Raw genomic sequence first — 17,280 nt, forward strand, 5'->3', positions numbered from 1 at the left:
TCGCTCTACAATAGGCTTGAACACCTTTATTGTATCGCGTTTGGAGTTTTTTTGGTATAACCTTCGATGCGCACCCGCATAGCGGGTGGTTTATTTGTTTCGCGCCTGCGGAGCGTGACGGACTAAAGTCACATAAATGTAAAAAGCGAACAAGTTAGATAGCTAAGCTTGTTCGCTTTTTTGTAGTCCTATTGCGCTAGAAAGCAATCAGATTCTTGACCCAAGCTCTTTTTCCCTTACGCCTCACGATTGTAGACCATTCAGGAAGAGTAGCGATTGTTCCCTTATTCAACCTTTTTCAACCGGTAATGATGGAAGAATGCAATTTCCTTATAGGGTGAGAGCTTGGCTACCGCCAACTCCAACTTGGTCATACGCTGAATCCAGTCTGGTTCACGTTTGTAGTCATTGGACTGAAGGCCGTAAAACGTCCGAATCCCTTGATAGTCCTTGACAGACAGCTTTGCTTGGTCTAACAAGGCCTCCAACTCATAAACTTCCCCGTGCCCCAAAGCTGTTGATTCATAGCGAAAATCACCAGAAATTAGGCGCAGAGCATGGATGCTCTGGTTCTCAAAGACAGCTTTTTGCATAACCTTGCCAGCTGCATTGTGCTTGACTAGAGAGAGTTCCCCCGAAGGTTTTAAAACACGCGCCAATTCCCTCAAGTAATGGGGTCTACCTTCGCCTGAAACGTATTCTAGGACATTATGGCAGAGCACATAATCAAAATAATCATCGGGAAACTGGCTCAGCAATTCTAAACTACCGGTCAGTTGCTGATAACCATCGGCTCCAAAGCGATCCTTGACCATATCTTGGTTAGGTTCAATGGCCAGAACGTCATTGGTCGCTGATAGGAAATCTGCCGTCAACCCAAATCCAGATCCAAAATCAAGAACCCGCTTTCCCTTGATGTCCATGAGCTGAGCGAATAAAATCGTATAAAAAACTTGTCCCCAAGGGGCGTAGATATTATCCTTGTAATGTTCTGTTAGCATACCCTTCCCCTATAGCAGCCCTTCTAGGAGACCACGCATGAAGTCTTCCGAATCAAATTGACCAATATCATCAATCTTCTCTCCAAAACCAATCAATTTAACAGGAATATCTAGTTCCTGACGGATTGCGAGGACCACACCCCCTCTGGCAGTACCGTCAATCTTGGTCAGTACCAAACCTGTTAGAGGAGTGATTTTTGAAAATTCTTTGGCCTGAACCAGAGCATTTTGACCTGTTGAGGCATCTAGAGCCAGGAGAGTCTCATGTGGCGCTCCTGGAAGAACTCGCTTGATAATGCGACCAATCTTCTCAAGCTCTGCCATGAGATTGTCTTTGTTTTGGAGGCGACCTGCTGTATCAATCAACAGGATATCTACTCCTTCTGCCACCGCTCGCTCCATGCCATCGTAAACCACACTGGCTGGATCTGATTTTTCGGGACCTGTCACGACATCAACGCCAACACGTTTCCCCCATTCGACCAGCTGGGCAACTGCTCCTGCACGGAAGGTATCGGCAGCAACCAGCAACACTTTTTTCCCAGCTTTTTTGTATTGATTAGCTAACTTTCCAATCGACGTGGTCTTGCCGACCCCATTGACCCCAACAAAGAGCATGACAGTCAAACCTTCTTGGAAATGGATCTTCTCTGCCTCGAAATTACCATCTTGCTCGTAGATTTCCACCAATTTTTGAATAATGAGAAGGCGAAGGTCCTCGCCTTTTTTGACATTTTCCAACTTGGCTTCCTGGCGCAATTCTTCTGTCAGGGTGGTCGCAACCTGGACACCCACATCGCTACTGATCAGGAGTTCTTCCAGGTCTTCAAAGAATTCTTCGTCTACCGAACGGAAATTGGCAAAGAAGGCGTTGAGTTTGGCCCCAAAGCCGGTCCTGGTCTTCTTCAGTGTCCGATCGTACTTCTCCTGCGTCGTTTCAACGACCGGTGTCTCATCAACTACCACAGTCTCCTCTGCTAGGGTAGCTTGTCTCGCTTCTTCCTCTTTCTTAGCCTGCGCCTCCTGAACAGCTGCTGCGCGCTTTTCCTTATCACGGAGAATCTCAACGGCCCGCTCCAAGCTAGATGGTATAGAAGTAGTTACACCTTCCGAAACTTGGCTAGCAGGGAGATCTTCCCTGGTTTCTGTATCTGCAGCTGAACTATTTTGATCGTTCATTTCTTCTAGGCTTGAGGGTTGAACATCGTCTTGCTCTAGAAAAGAGTCCAAAACAGGCACTTCTTCCACAGCCATTGTCTCACTAGGAAGACCTTCTTCTAGCCAATTTGGCGAAGCAAACAGGATTTCTTCTTTGTCAGATTCTTCCTCTGACTGGATAATCTCTTCTGTAAAGCTGTCTTCAGCGACTTCCTGAGCCATATCCCAATCTAGCTGGTCCAGTGGCTCTTCCTCAGACACTGGCAAATCCTGTCCCAGCTCTGCTATTTCTTCTTCAACAATATCCTGAACCCGATCGAAATCTGTCCTAAAGGAGTCGCTTGGCAAGGCCACTGTTTCCGGCTCAGGCAGGTCAATGGCCACTTCATCCAGAGAGTGATCCTCCGCCTCTTGAATCGTTTCCCAGTTCTGTTCCTCCAAGCCTTCCGGATCAGGGGCTATTTCCTGCTCTAGCGTTTCCTGTCCCAGGTCATCTGTATTTTCTTTTTTCTTTCCAAATAAACGATCAAATAATCCCATTATACTTCCTCTTTCAAAATATAGTGCTCAACTACCCAGGCAATCGCGTCCTCATCATTGGTGACTGGGGTAATAATATCTGCGACTGCTTTCAGCTCTTGTGTCGCATTGGCCATGGCAACGCCGTAACCAGCCCAAACCACCATGGTCAAATCATTGGCTTCATCACCACAAGCCATGACCTCTTCTTGCCGGATTCCCAAATGCTGAATCAAACTGGCAAGGCCATTGGCCTTATGGACACCTTTGGGATTCCACTCCAGAATAATCGGCCGTGATTTAAAAATCTCAAACTGTTCATGGTAGCTGGCAGGGATCTGGTCAAGCTTACTGTCAATCAGCTCTGCCTCACAGGAGGTCACTGCCTTGTTAAAAGTCATCTCCTGATGCAAATCAGAAAAGTGGGTCGGCATATGATTCAGATTAGGATTGCATGTCGGATACAGACTAGCAACTTTTGCAGAGAGCGCATAAACGTCCTCATCGTCCAATAGGTCAAGTGGCAAGCCTAACTCTGTTGTCAAATCATAAATGGCCTTCACCTCATCATATCCAAAGACAGTCTTATCCAATACCTCTCCAGTATTTTTCTGGATGAGTCCTCCGTTAAAGGTGATGGCGTAGTCATCTTCATGAAGCAAATCCAGCTCTTCTAGAAAAGAGCCGATCACAGCTAGAGGGCGTCCCGTGGTTAAAACGATTTTGACTCCCTTCTGGCTAGCTGCTTGTAGAGCTTCCTTGTTCCTAGCTGAAATCCTTTTGTCTGATGTCAGCAAGGTACCATCCAAATCTAAGGCTAATAATTTTATTGTTGCCATAAAAACTCCTCTAAATAGGCCTGAACCGCTTCTTGATCGCAGGGACCAATCACTAAATCAGCCAGTTGTTTGATTTCTTGACGGGCATTGGCGGTAGCAATAGCGGTGCCTGCATATTCCATCATCCGATAATCATTCAGATTGTCGCCAAAGACTAGCAAGTCTGCGGGATAAAGCACCAAATCTTGGCAAAGCTTTTCTAGGCCAGTCTGCTTATCCACATCCGAACGGACAATATCGATGGCATCAAAACCAGTAACCAGGGCGGTCACACCAGGAACTTCTTGATTGAGCCACTGCGCTGCCTGCTGGACCAGTTCTTCATCAAACTGAGCTGTGATTTTAAAAATGTCATCCTCAATAGCCGTAAAATCCCTAACCCGAGTCACTTTTTCGTAGTAATGAGCAATATGGGCTACATACTCTTGCGGCGCTGATTCTAAAACATAGGACGCCCGTTTGCCAGATAGGAGCCATTGACCTTGACGGGCAAAAGGATTCCTCTCGAGGCTTGCCACTATCGCTAGATAGAGACTAGGTGGCATCAAGGCCTCAAAGTGCACCTGTTCCTTTTCCACGACCAGACTCCCATTTTCTGCAATAAAGATCACGCGTTTCTCAAATCCCTCAAAAAGCGCTGCCAAGGCTAAATAAGGACGACCGCTAGCCACTGCAAAACGAATACCTCGAGCTTCCAAACCATCTAAAATTCGCTCAAAACGCGCTCGATCAAACTGACCGGAGCCATCCAAAAAGGTTCCATCCATGTCCGATGCAATTAGTTTGATCATACAATCTAACCTTTTCCCTTTCAAGGGGGTGCAAAACCCGAGTGGGGTGTGCAACTCAAATCCTAATATAATTTCTTCTATTATAACACAGAAACACCAATCATGACTACCCGTCAAACGGGTGGTTTGAACAAGGGCTATAAGCCACATCACCAGCCAGCGCCTATGCTGCTTTCTTTCACGTTGTTCAAGCCTCACTGCTTTTGACTCGTCACTAGCCTCTTAAAGAGGCATTCGTACTACTTGCCACTGTGCCTAAAGGGATCTTCATACTTTTTTACACTCAAGAATCAAGTCCTATATCATGTTTAACTCGCTTTCAATATCTTAGCTCGTGAAGAAATCATCCACTGGATAATTTCTTTATTCTTGTATATATTTCTTAATTGTGGCTTCATTAAGTCCAACCGTACTTACATAATATCCCTTTGCCTAGAAATGACGATTGTCAAATTTATAGAGAGATTGGCGCGTTTATCAAACATCATAAGAGCACTCTTGCCTTTTAAATAGCCCATAAAACTTGATACACTTAACCTTGGAGGAATACTGACTAACATGTGAACATGGTCTGGCATCAGATGACCTTCGATAATTTCAACACCTTTATAACTACACAATCGTCGAAATATCTCTCCAAGACTACTTCGATATTGATTATAGATAATTTTTCGTCTATACTTAGGTGTGAAGACAATGTGGTAGAACACAGCCACTTTGTATGTGATAAACTATGTGCCTTTTGCGCCCCTCAACTTTTTTATTTTTAGGTTTCAGCAAAAATCATCCACTGGATAATTTTTCTCCTCCTTTCGCTTTACTCTAGGCTTGAACACCTTTATTTTATCGCGCTTGGAGTTTTTTTGGTATAACCTTCGTCGCGCACCCGCATGGCGGGTGGTTTATTGGTCACGCACCTTCGGAGCGTGACGGACTTAAAGTCACATAACGATTAAAAATCTTGTTCTCACTCGAGAACAAGATTTTTTGTTTTATTCAACTGATTTCAAGGCTTCCAACATATCCACCTTTTTCAACCACTGGTTGACCACCAAGCCCAGCACCGCCAAGATCGCGATGACAACGGCGGCTGGCACCAGATAAATCAAGTAACCCAAGGATGGATTGAACATGATAGACTCTGGAGGAACGATGCTAATCATGTAGCGATGAAGACCAATCCCCATGACAAAACCAACCAGAATACCGATGAGCGATAGGTAAATAGACTCACGATAGATGTACATGGTCACTTCCTTGCTGTAGAAACCAAGTACCTTAATGGTTGATAATTCCCGAATCCGCTCTGCCACATTGATATTGGTCAAATTATACAGAATAACAATAGCCAGTAGAACAGAGGTCATAATCAGGATATACATGACCTGATTGAGCGAGTGAACAATGGTATTGACCTGCTCTTTGAGAATGGTATTCTGTACCACACCCTTGACCGCGTCCAGCTCCATGAAATCACTAGCCACCTGATTGGTATTGGTCACCGTGTCATCTTTCAAGATAATGACATGGGCATTTTCTTCAGGAGTTGCTCCAAAGACTTCCTCATAGTAGCTATTACTCATGAAGATAAAGTGGCTCATATACATCTCGGTAATACCCGCCACCCGAATGGTCACGTCCTGATCATTGCTGTCCTGTACCGTAATCTCATCACCGACTTGCAGACCCAGCAAGGTAGCCAGTTTCTCCGAAATAATTGCCCCGTCCAGACTGAGCGACAGGTCCTCCTGGCTCTCACGATTGACCAGATTGATGTAGTCACGGAACTCCTCGTCCTGACTGCTGTCCGCCGCCAAGAGCGTAATGGACTGCTCATCCTTCTTACTGCCTGCCACCTTGGTTACCGTCTCATAGTGGACGGGCATTTCTTGGGAAATAGCAGAGCTGTCTAGTTGCTCATTCAATGCAGTTTCTTCTTCCGTAGTCAGATTGCTATTGGATGCCACAATCATATCGTACTTGATGATGTCTGTGAACTGACGATTGTTGAGGTCAGCGATTGACGAACGCACACCCAAACCTGCAAAGAGTAGGGCAATCGAGCCACAGACTCCAAAAATAGTCATCAGCATCCTCTGCTTGTAACGGAAGATATTACGAGCCGTTACTTTTTGCGTAAAACTCATACGAGACCAGAGAGGCTTGATCCGCTCCATAAAAATCTTATCCCCAGCCACAGGCGGTTTGGGAAAAAGCAACTGGGCTGGCTGCTCTGCCAATTCCTTCCGAGCCACCAAGATAGCCGGCAAGACTGTACTCAACAAGCCAAGGGTCACCGCCAGGAGCGTCTTAAAAGGATAGAAGTGCAGCTCAATCGGTGCTAAGACAATCTTGCTACTGTAGGTTGAATAGATGATGCTTGGCAAGAGCAGGTGCCCCAGAAGAGTACCGATTGCCGTACCGACCAGACCTGTCACCGCCCCGTAAATAACAAACTTGCGAACAATGTCCTTGCTGTCATAGCCAAGAGCACGCAAGGTTCCTGCTTTCAGGCGTTCTTCATCGACAAAACGCACCATGGTGGTAAAGGTCACCAGAGAGGCGATGAAATAGAGTACCACAGGGAAGATATTGCCGACGGAGTTGATAATCGAAGCATTGTTTTCGTAAGAAAGATAGCCTTCTGAACCTGGAATTTCCCTGCGGGTGTAGGCTGCGTAGGTTGGAAGAGCTAGATTATCGACTGTCTTCTGAGCTTCTTGCAAGTCTGCTTCTTTCTCTGCGATTTCAGCATCTGCTTCCGACTTCTTGCTGTCGTATTCGCTCTGCTTACTTGCCAGTGTTGCTTTGGCTTCTTCTAGTTCAGCTGTCTTACTAGCCAAGGTTGCCTTTGCTTCGTCCAAGGATACAAGACCTGATTGATACTCTGCTTCCTTACTATTCAAGGTCGCGAGACCTGACTGGTACTGGCTCCAACCACTATCGTACTGGGCTTGTTTGCTGACCAAGGTCTCATAAGCAGTCGTGTATTGGACCAAGCCAGACTCATACTCTGCTTTCTTGGCGGTCAAGGTTGCGACAGCCGCATTGTACTGGGCAAGCTCTGCGTCATATTGGGCTTGTTTATTGGTCAATTCTGTCTTGGCGGCGTCTAACTGACTAACACCTGCTTGGTATTGGGCTGCTTTTTGAGCCAAGAGGCTTTCAGCAGCCTGGTAGTCTGCCAGTTTACTTTGATAGCTGGTTTCAGCCGCCCTTAGTTCGGCCTCCTTCTGAGCAAGGCTCGCTTGAGTAGCGGTTACTTCTGCTACTGTAGTTGGATCAATGCCAGCAGCTTGAAGTTGGGCGATTTTGGTCACCAAGGCATCCTTGGCTGCGGTCAATTCAGCCTGACCAGCTGCAATCGTAGCGGCCGCTTGGTCCAGTTGGCTCTTGGCTGCGGTCAACTCCGCTGTCTTACTGTCTAATTCTAACTTGGCAGCGGTAAGGGTAGCCTCATTTTCAGCAATGGTTTGACTAGCTGCGGTCAACTGAGCAGCCGCACTATCTAACTCCATCTTCTTGCTAGCTAATTCCTGCTCCGCTTGGGCAATTTGACTTGCTGCACTGTCCAAGGTAGCCTTTGATGATGCCAATTGACCCCAACCTGCTGACAATTGGTTGCCTGCATCGACTAACTGGGCATAACTAGAATCTAAGGTCGCCTGCCCTGAAGCCAATTGACTAGCTGCATCTGTTAGTGTAGCCTCTGCACTGGCGATTTCAGATTGACCAGAAGCTAATTGGCTTTCCCCATCAGAAATTTGAGTCTGAGCATCTGTTAGCTGACTCTTGGCATAAGTCAATTCATCTTTTGCCTCAGCAATCTTATCATAGCCTTCATCAATCTGTTCTTGGGCATCTGTCTTGACTTCCGCTAAACGAATAGCGGGTTGATCCGCTAAAAGCTCCTTAACGGCTTTCTTATCTTCGTAAATCTTATCCAGATAGGTCTGTTCGTAAGGACTTAGACCAGCCAAATCATCATAGGCAATCCGTGCAATCATATAAACATCCGAATCAAATGTTGCCTCGGGAACGACCGCATAGCCATTTAACTCACCGCTTCCGGCTGTACTCTGTCCCAGATTGACCCGCGACAGCAATTCAGAGGAATTCACAAAACCTGTAATGGTAAAGGAGTGCTGGGTTAAGACCTGACTATCCGCGTCAGCTTTTTCATCAAGAGTAATCGTGTCGCCAATCTGATAGTCGCCTTGATAGGCTGCAGATAGAGCAATCTCATTTGTCTTGCTTGGAAGAGAACCCTCAACAACTTCATAAGTCGATAATTCCTTAGGAGTAGAAAAAACTCGGAAAGAAACCGTTGAATCTGTGGCTACAACATCTTTGAAATAACCGTACTCAATTGTTGCCTCATCATCAAGACTACTGAGCAGAGTCTGGTCAGACTGGGACAGACCATAGTCACTGATAACAAAGAGATCCGCAACTTGATGTTCTTCAAAGAAGTGTTCCCCTGTCGTCCGCATATCTGGTGCCGTCACTTTAAGACCAATCAGGGCGAAAGAGCCAAGAGCCATAAGGGAAACGATAGAAGTTACACGTCCTTTGGAACTGCTGAAGGATTGACGAATATCCTTCCAATAGGTTTTTGAAACCATAGCAACCTCCTAGTATTCCAAATCTGCGATAGACTGCGGATGCTCGTTGATATCAATGGACTGCACACGGGCATCGTGCATCCGAATGACACGGTCAGCAAGTGGAGCCAAGGCACCATTGTGGGTAACGATAATGACTGTCGAACCCTTGATACGCGCCATGTCCTGCAGGATTTGTAAGACCTGTTTACCAGTCTTGTAGTCCAAAGCCCCGGTTGGCTCATCACAAAGCAGGATTTTTGGATTTTTAGCAACCGCACGGGCAATGGCCACCCGTTGCTGCTCCCCACCTGATAATTGGGCTAGGAAGTTGTTTATACGGTGTCCCAAGCCCACATCTTGCAAGGTCTGGACAGGGTCAAGAGCATCCTTGACAATCTCTGACGCCAACTCTACATTTTCCTTGGCGGTCAAATTGGACACCAAGTTATAAAACTGAAAGACAAATCCCACATCTTCACGACGGTACTTGGTCAGCTGGTGGTCGTTGTAGTCTGAAATGTCCGTCCCGTCAATGATGACATTTCCTTCATCATTAGTGTCCATTCCACCTAGAATATTGAGGACCGTTGATTTCCCCGCACCTGATGAGCCGAGGATAATAACCAACTCTCCCTTTTCAATTTCAAAGTTGATATCATTGTTGGCAACGATTTCCGTTTCCCCAACCTGATAGCGTTTATAACTGTGCTTTACTTCAATATAAGCCATATGATTCTCCTATCTTATTCAACAATTCTGTTCTTTTTGTTCAAACAAGTTGAATTAAATAAACAACATGTTGATTAAATTACTTGCTTAGTATATACTAGACTTACAGAGAAAACAATAAGCAAAATTTCAAAAACTGTTGATTTAAGGAGAAGACATGACAACATCACAAAAACGAAACACCCAAACCAAAGAATACATCAAGCAGGCCCTGACCATACTACTGATGGAAGAGAAGTTTGAAGACATTTCTGTCAGCAAGATTACCCGAAAATCTGGTATCAATAGAGGAACCTTTTACCTACATTACATCGATAAGTACGATCTTATGGAGCAATTGAAGGAGGAAACATTAGGTAATATGAAGGCCATTCTGACAGATACTCAGCTGTCTCCTCGACAAATTATCCAAGCCGCCCTGAACTATATGAAGTCAGACTTTAACTTTCTCTATGCCATTTCCCGCTGCCACTATGTCAATTTTTCGGAAACGATTAAGGAATTTCTCGTCAGCGTCATTGACTTGACCCCAAATGGTCGGGAACATACAGTACAATATTTCCAGATTCCTGAAACCTACGCCCTTGAGGTGCTGACTTCCAGTGTTGAAGGAATCATTTCCCACTGGATTGCCCAAGGCGGACAGGAAAGCACCGAAGAATTGACCGACATCATCCTCAAGATTTCAAAATTTGAAGAATGGACATAAGGAGCATGAGCATGACCTGCATTTTTTGCCACCAACTCAAAGAAAAAGATATTCTCTACCAGACAGAGCATTTCAAGGTCGTCTGGGATATTGACCCTGTCCAAACGGGGCATCTACTGATTATCAGCAAGAAACACTATGACACGCTCAGCCAAGTCCCTCCTGCTGTTCGCCATGAACTGTCGGACTTGGAAGTTTTTTTGACTGAAAAACTCTGCCAGGAATTAGCGATTGACGGTGTGATCACAGCCTGCAACGATCGCTTATTTGACGCTGGTACCCACTTCCACTTCCACGCCCACCTAATTCCACGCTTTCAATCAGACGGCTTCTGGGACCGAATTTCACTTGCACAAGTGCAACTAGACCTGCATAGATTTCTCAAAGCATTATAAAAAGCAGCACGACAAAGATATTATTCAGATAAGGGCACCTCTAAATACAGCAGAAATAGGCCAGAGTCTCCAAAAGTTAAAAAATACACTATTCGAGTTACCCTTTCGTTCCTCCAAGAGCGTATTTTTTTACTATATTTGGGGGATTCCCCCATTTTAGACAGTCTTCACCCATGAATTCAACTTGAGGCGTCTAATTTGTTCATATTGACAGAAATTGTAAACCAAGTTGGCTAACATGACATTGGTGTTCGCACGAGCACTGCCAATTCCCCTGACGAGACTCCCCTTCATACTGTTTTTTATGAAGCCGAAAACATGTTCCACCCGACAACGAATTTTGGAAATCTTTCGATTCACTTTTTTATCAACCTCTGTTAGTTGACTATTACGAAAAGCACGACGCACCGTATGGTGGGCGCAGTTTTCAGGAACAGGTTGGTTATAGTAGGCGCTGTCGTCAAAAATAGGTTCATTGGCATCACAAATTTGTGCCAAGACCTGTGAGTCATGGACATTCGCCGGGGTTACTTCAAAGGTTTTGATTAGCTTAGACTTAGAACCTGTATTCACAGCTCAGCAACTCTATTCAGGGCTTATTTTTCGCTACTCATCGTTGCTTTTTTCGAAATACAGTCAGTATTCCTTCAAAAAAACGCCTTGATTATCGTAAAATAAGCTCCCGTTTAGAATGACTTCGCTTATGAATACAGGTTCTTAGCATCTACGCAGATATAGTTCTTATATCCATAGCAACTTTGACCGCCTTTTTTTGTCCAACTTGCATCCGTATCCTTTTGGGCGGATTTGTTTTTATTCCAATCAGATGGTCGTTTGCCAGATTTAATCTCTTTATTTTCCTGTCGGCTATTGCGCTGCTTAGGAGCATGAACGAATATTGCGTCTACAATTTGACCTTGATGGGCAATCAGGCCTTCCTTTGATAAACTCTGATAAAACTGATGAAATAAGGCTATTTCCTTTCCTGATTTGGTCAATCGATCACGATAAAGCCAGATAGTTTTGGCATCTGGTACTTGATTTTCGTGGCATCCAACAAACCGACGAAAAGATAATCGATCGAGCAGTTGATACTCCATCGCATCGTCTGATAGATTATGGAGCCTCTGAAGAAGTAAGACTTTAAACCTCATCATGAAGTCAAGATGAGGTCGGCCTCCTTTGGCTGGATTCTTGTCTTCTTTACCGAAAATATCTACCAAAATTGGCTGGAACTGTGATTAGTTCACAACTTGATCCAACCGGTCTAAAGGATTACCTTTTTCGCTCAGTTTCTTCAAAATTAATTCGCCATCTGTAAATAAGTGTATAACCTACTCCTATCATCATTTCTATCTCTATTCTCTCATATGCTTAACTTTGACGCAAGTTATTAGAGGTGCCCTTAATAAACTCTGCTTGAGTGTTTACACAAAATTTTTGACAGAACCGACAAACCATATTAAGCAACAAATTTAACTAAAATGTACTATAAAAATTCACTTCAATTAACTAAGATTGAAAAAGAAATAATTGTCTAAAATTTAACTTTTTACAAATCAAAGGTGTCTCTATAAACTAGCACCCTCTCTAATAACTTTCCCCTATAGCTATAGAAAATTAAAAAGCCTTGGAAACTGCTAATCCCAAGGTTTTCTTAGTATTCTATTGTATCAATTTCCTTATTCCGATTTCTGTTGCTATTAGTTTAATCATCCCAAACCTCACTATTTCTATTTATCATTATATCATATCTCGTCCAGAATAATACAGACTAATCCCACACTTCCTCATACAATGAAACATTTTGATCCCTCGTGTTCTCATCCCCAGGATAATCAGAAGGAGCTTTCAAAAAGTAAAAGAGCTCGGTCACCCTCACTCTTTCATTTTTGATTGGACGATGGACCTGATAAGCAGGAGCCTCATCCATTTGTTAGACCTTTCATTGGAAAAACGGCAAAGTTCTTATAGCTCAGGTGTCAGTACAGCCAAGTTTGGTTCTGCTGGGTTGGACACGAGCGGAAGCATTCTTTTGCCCTATCGTTGAACTACTCCCCAACTCCCTCAACATCCTTCAATTTGACTGAGACGATTTTGGATACACCTGATTCTTGCATAGTGACACCATACATGGCATCTGCAGCGGCCATAGTCCCTTTTCGGTGGGTCACGACGATAAACTGACTGGCCTTGTCGAAGCGATTGAGGTAGTCGCCAAAGCGTTTGACATTGGCCTCGTCTAAGGCAGCCTCCACCTCATCCAAGATGACAAAGGGGATCGTTTTGACGCGGATGATGGCAAATAGCAGAGCTAGGGCCGAGAGGGCCTTCTCCCCACCAGACATGAGGTTGAGAGATTGGATTTTCTTGCCAGGAGGCTGGACCGAAATCTCAATCCCAGCCGTCAGCAAATCTGACTCCGTCAAAATCAAATCGGCAGAGCCACCGCCAAACATCTGGCGGAAGGTCTGCTGGAAGGAGAGGCGAATCGCCTCAAAGGTCTCCCTAAAGCGGTCCTTAACCTCTGTGTCCATCTCCTTGATGGTATCCAGGAGCAAGTTCTTGGCCGACAAGAGGTCTGCCCTTTGTTCAGAAAGAAAGGCCAGGCGCTGGCTGACTTCCTCAAACTGATCAATGGCTTCCAAATTGACTGGACCTAAGCGCCTAATCTTGCCTTCCAGCTGCTTAAGGGTCTGCTCTGCACCCGCTAGGTCCTCTAGGACCTGAGCTTGATGATCAGCCGCCTCATAAGTGAGTTGGAAGTCCTCTGCCAACTTGGCAAGGAGATGGCGCAAGCGCTCTGACAAATGCTCAATTTCTGCCTCTAACTTTGTCTGCTGACGGATCAGGTCTTCGTTGCGCGTGCGACTCTCAGCCAGACGGATGGCTAGATCTTCTGCTTGGCCTTCTAAATCCTCCATCTCAAAGCGGTGACGAATCTGGTCCTGCGACAGAGCCTCCTTGCGCTCTTGACAATCCGCCACTTGCTCCAAAAGACTTTCCTTATCTCTTGTGCTTAATTGCAGGGTCTTGCTGGCAATGACTGCCTCCAAAGAAGTGATTTCCTGATGGAGATGAGCCAACTCCTCTTGGAGTCGGACCTGCTCAGTATGGGCGAAACGCTTCTCGCCTTGGAGCTGATTCTCTTGAAGTTTAGCTGCTGATAAGGACGTGTTGAGCGCCTGAAGATGGCTCTCCACCGCATCTTTATCTCCCTTGACTTGCTCGATACGCTGGCTAAGCGCCTGCTTGTCTTCATCAATTTGGGCAAGCTCACCCTTCAAAGTCTCCTCTGCTTCTTCCAACCGAGACAGGTCTGAGAGGTCCGTATCATTGGCCTTTAAGGCCAACAGGGCCTCCAAATCCGCCAAATATTTGGCCTGACTGTCGTACTGAAGTTGAGCCTTTTGTTCCTTTAGACGTGCCGCTTCGCCAGCCTCTTTGAGATCAGCTAGACGAAGGACTTGCTGGTCCAAGACCGTCTTGGCTTGGGCCACTTGACTTTCCGCTTGGCTCAACTCTGTCTTCAGCTGAAGAATGGTCCCTTGCAGTTGGTCTAACTCTGGTTTGATAAAATTACTGTTGTTCTGGCGATTGGCACCACCAGCATAGGCACCGCCTGTACGGATTTCAGAACCGTCCAAAGTGACTAAGCGCACCTGAAAATTGGTCTTTCGTGCAGCCTGATTGGCCTCTTCCAAGGTTTCAAAAATAGCTGTCGTGCCCAAGAGGTTCTGGAAAACCGTGGTGTGGGCAGCGTCAAATGCCACCAAATCCACAGCCAATCCCAAAAAGCCTGGCTGGTTGGTCACCTGGCTCAAGTGGTGACTGGCTAACTGACGCGGTTTGATGGTTGTCAGAGGCAAGAAGGTCGCCCGTCCCTGGCGGTTCTTTTTCAAGAAGGCAATGGCCTGGGTTGCTGCTTTTTCGTCCCTTACCATGACATGCTGGCTAGCAGCCCCCATCGCAATCTCAATGGCTGTTTGGTATTTGGGATCAAAGGTCACGTGCTCGCTGACTGCTCCTATAATACCCGATAGCTGGTTTGAGGCCTGTAAGACACTGCGAACACCAGCATAAAAATTGGTGTGGTTCTTCAGGATGTTGGTCAGGGTTTGGGCTCGCCCTTCTGTGCCCTTGAGCTGGTCCATGAGGGTAAACATGGTTTCCTGCTTGGTCTGATAGTCTTGCTTGAGACCGGCCTCTGCCTTGGCCTCCTCCTGATAGGTGGCGATGAGGTTTTGGACGTCTTCTTGGGCCTCCTGATAGATGGTCTGCCTTTGGCTAGTCTCTTGACGAGCCACTGCGACCTCTTCTTTTAAGTTGGCAAGCTCGGTCGCCTGACTTGCTGACTGCTCCTTCAGATGCTTGATTTGGTTGGTGAGGGCCGTCAATTGGTTGGACTTGTCTGCCTCGGTTTGCATGAGTTGAACAAATGCTTCCCGCAACGATTCGATCACCTGATCTGGGCTTTCTGAAAATTGGCGCAACTCCTGGGTCAGTCCTTCTATTTCAAGGATGACCTGGTTCAGGCGATTATCTAAGCCATTCAAGGCCTTTTCCTTGCTCTTAAGCTCTTCTTGGGTATTGGTATAACGGCTATTCAGGGCTTCCAAACGATCACTTGCTTCTGCCCTACTGGCTTCGTTTTGATTGGCTTCCAAATCCTGCAGGGCAATTTTTTGTTCCAGGTCTGCCATCAGCTGGGTCAGATGGACCAGGTCCCCTTGGAGTTTTTCTCCTTTAGCTTGCAGTTCTTGCCGTTTCTCTTTAATGGCCTGATTAGCCACCTCCATCTGGTCCCTTTGGCTATAATAGCTCTCGAGGGCATTTTGAACCTGACCTAGCTGGGTTTCCAGCTCAGTCAACTGGCCCTTTCCAAGCTTGATCTGCCCAACCAGAACATTGAGATAGAGGTCTTTTCGCTCTCCATCCAAGACCAAAAATTGTTTGGCCGTCTCTGCCTGCTTGGTCAGGGGTGCTATTTGAGTATCGAGTTCATAGATGATGTCTTCTAGTCGATCCAGGTTGTCCTGGGTCTGATTGAGCTTACTTTCCGTCTCTTTTTTACGGGTCTTGTACTTGAGGACACCGGCCGCCTCTTCAAAAATTGCACGGCGCTCTTCAGGTTTAGAGTTGAAAATAGCCTCTACCCGCCCTTGGGAAATGATGGAGAAGGAATCTCGTCCCAGACCTGTATCCATGAAAAGATCGTGAATATCCTTCAAGCGAACTTTTTTGCCATCAATCAGATACTCGCTATCTCCATTGCGGTAAATTTGCCGTTCCACCTTGATTTCCTTAGCCCGATCCTTGATGAACTGGTCACTATTATCCAAAACAACCGTAACAGAAGCAAAGTTCAAGGGTTTGCGATTCTCGGTCCCTGCAAAGATGACATCAGGCATTTTACCACCGCGCAAGCTCTTGGCCGAAGATTCTCCCAAGGCCCAGCGCAAACTTTCTGTGATATTGGACTTGCCTGAACCATTAGGCCCCACAACAGCCGTCACACCTCGATCAAAGACGACCTTGGTCTTGTCCGCAAAGGATTTGAAGCCCTGCATGTGAATTTCTTTTAAATACATCTCACATCTCCTTGCTCGACAGCAGCACGGGCGGCATTTTGCTCAGCTAATTTCTTAGAGCGTCCCTGCCCACGGCCGATAGGTCTGCCTTGCACCCTAACTTCCACTTCAAATAATTTCTCATGGGCAGGACCTGTCTCAGCCACCACTTGATAGTCAATATCAATCTCGCCATTGACCTGCAACATCTCCTGGAGCCGAGTCTTATAGTCCTCCACCTTCTCAAAGGTGCCTTGCTCCAGATGCGGGATCATGACCTGCTTGAGGAAACTTTCAACAGCCTCCACGCCTTGGTCCAATAGCAGAGCTCCTAAAAAGGCCTCAAAAGCATCTCCTAGGATCGTATCCCGATCACGGCCGCCAGATTTTTCCTCGCCCTTGCCCAAACGCAGATAGGGCGCAAAACCACATGTCCTAGCAAAACCAGCCAAACTCTCCTCACGGACAAAGGTTGAGCGAAGTTTGGACATTTCGCCTTCAGGCTTTTCAGGATAATCTTCGAACAGGTAGCGTGAAATAATCAATTGGAGAACAGCGTCTCCTAAAAATTCCAAGCGCTCATTGTGTGAAATTTTTAAGAGGCGGTGCTCATTAGCATAAGAAGTATGGGTAAAAGCCGTTTCCAAGAGGGAAATATCCTGGAAATGAATCCCGTAATCCTTCAAAAGTCTTTGATTTAATTGATGCATGTGTAACTCTTTCTATGTTTTGCAATAAGCACTCAAGGGAGCCGTTTTAGCCCGCGCTAGCGTAAACCCTTTCACTGCTGACCAAAATGGCCAGAGGCAGAGAAGACCCCGCCTCTGAGAGAGTTTACGATGGCATTTGGACAGCGGGATTGGGTGAAAAAGGATTAAACGGTTACGCAACTCTCGACAGCCTCTTTTTCCTTAGCCACTATTCCTTTCGTTTGTCTCTAGCAGACGCAAAAGCCCCTGTCA

10 protein-coding genes and 3 pseudogenes are annotated in these 17,280 nt (G+C 46.0%); 2 read left to right on the forward strand and 11 right to left on the reverse strand.

Annotated features, from left to right (window positions below):
• Window positions 1-284 precede the first annotated feature (284 nt).
• The 7 genes and pseudogenes from ABID29_RS08585 to ABID29_RS08615 form a co-directional block, all read right to left on the reverse strand.
• Window positions 285-1,001, reverse strand: coding sequence for a class I SAM-dependent methyltransferase (locus tag ABID29_RS08585; RefSeq protein ID WP_354365746.1), 717 nt, complete (start codon window positions 999-1,001; stop codon window positions 285-287).
• A gap of 9 nt (window positions 1,002-1,010) precedes the next feature.
• Entirely contained in the window at window positions 1,011-2,699 is a 1,689-nt protein-coding gene (gene ftsY / locus ABID29_RS08590) for a signal recognition particle-docking protein FtsY (RefSeq protein ID WP_354365747.1), read from the reverse strand.
• Complete coding sequence (locus ABID29_RS08595) at window positions 2,699-3,517, reverse strand: Cof-type HAD-IIB family hydrolase (RefSeq protein WP_354365748.1); 819 nt, start codon at window positions 3,515-3,517, stop codon at window positions 2,699-2,701. The genes ftsY and ABID29_RS08595 overlap by 1 nt, the downstream gene beginning before the upstream one ends.
• A complete protein-coding gene (locus ABID29_RS08600; protein ID WP_354365749.1) occupies window positions 3,505-4,308 on the reverse strand; it encodes a Cof-type HAD-IIB family hydrolase in 804 nt (267 codons plus the stop codon). Before ABID29_RS08600 ends, ABID29_RS08595 begins: the two co-directional genes overlap by 13 nt.
• A gap of 239 nt (window positions 4,309-4,547) precedes the next feature.
• Window positions 4,548-5,020 (reverse strand): annotated as a pseudogene (tnpA, locus tag ABID29_RS08605) (IS200/IS605 family transposase).
• Window positions 5,021-5,300: 280 nt separating this feature from the next.
• Entirely contained in the window at window positions 5,301-8,933 is a 3,633-nt protein-coding gene (locus ABID29_RS08610; protein ID WP_354365750.1) for an FtsX-like permease family protein, read from the reverse strand.
• A gap of 9 nt (window positions 8,934-8,942) precedes the next feature.
• Window positions 8,943-9,644, reverse strand: coding sequence for an ABC transporter ATP-binding protein (locus ABID29_RS08615; protein WP_354365751.1), 702 nt, complete (start codon window positions 9,642-9,644; stop codon window positions 8,943-8,945).
• A gap of 157 nt (window positions 9,645-9,801) precedes the next feature.
• On the opposite strand from ABID29_RS08615, the gene ABID29_RS08620 reads away from it, so the two are divergent.
• Entirely contained in the window at window positions 9,802-10,353 is a 552-nt protein-coding gene (locus ABID29_RS08620) for a TetR/AcrR family transcriptional regulator (RefSeq protein WP_354365752.1), read from the forward strand.
• A gap of 11 nt (window positions 10,354-10,364) precedes the next feature.
• On the forward strand, window positions 10,365-10,748 hold the full coding sequence (locus ABID29_RS08625; RefSeq protein WP_354365753.1) for an HIT family protein: 384 nt from the start codon (window positions 10,365-10,367) through the stop codon (window positions 10,746-10,748).
• Between the two features lie 156 nt (window positions 10,749-10,904).
• Here the strand turns inward: ABID29_RS08625 and ABID29_RS08630 are convergent.
• The 4 genes and pseudogenes from ABID29_RS08630 to rnc form a co-directional block, all read right to left on the reverse strand.
• Window positions 10,905-11,306: pseudogene (locus ABID29_RS08630) on the reverse strand (transposase); the annotation flags it as partial.
• 155 nt (window positions 11,307-11,461) lie between these two features.
• A pseudogene (locus ABID29_RS08635) lies at window positions 11,462-12,079 on the reverse strand (IS5 family transposase); the annotation flags it as partial.
• Between the two features lie 720 nt (window positions 12,080-12,799).
• The gene (smc, locus tag ABID29_RS08640; RefSeq protein WP_354365754.1) at window positions 12,800-16,339 is read right to left on the reverse strand and encodes a chromosome segregation protein SMC; all 3,540 of its coding nucleotides are present in this window, start codon (window positions 16,337-16,339) and stop codon (window positions 12,800-12,802) included.
• Window positions 16,330-17,028 (reverse strand): ribonuclease III, encoded by a 699-nt coding sequence (rnc, locus tag ABID29_RS08645; RefSeq protein ID WP_354365755.1) that lies wholly within the window; start codon window positions 17,026-17,028, stop codon window positions 16,330-16,332. The genes smc and rnc overlap by 10 nt, the downstream gene beginning before the upstream one ends.
• Window positions 17,029-17,280: the final 252 nt, after the last annotated feature.

It is taken from the genome of Streptococcus rupicaprae (assembly GCF_040545225.1).
Classification (GTDB): domain Bacteria; phylum Bacillota; class Bacilli; order Lactobacillales; family Streptococcaceae; genus Streptococcus; species Streptococcus rupicaprae.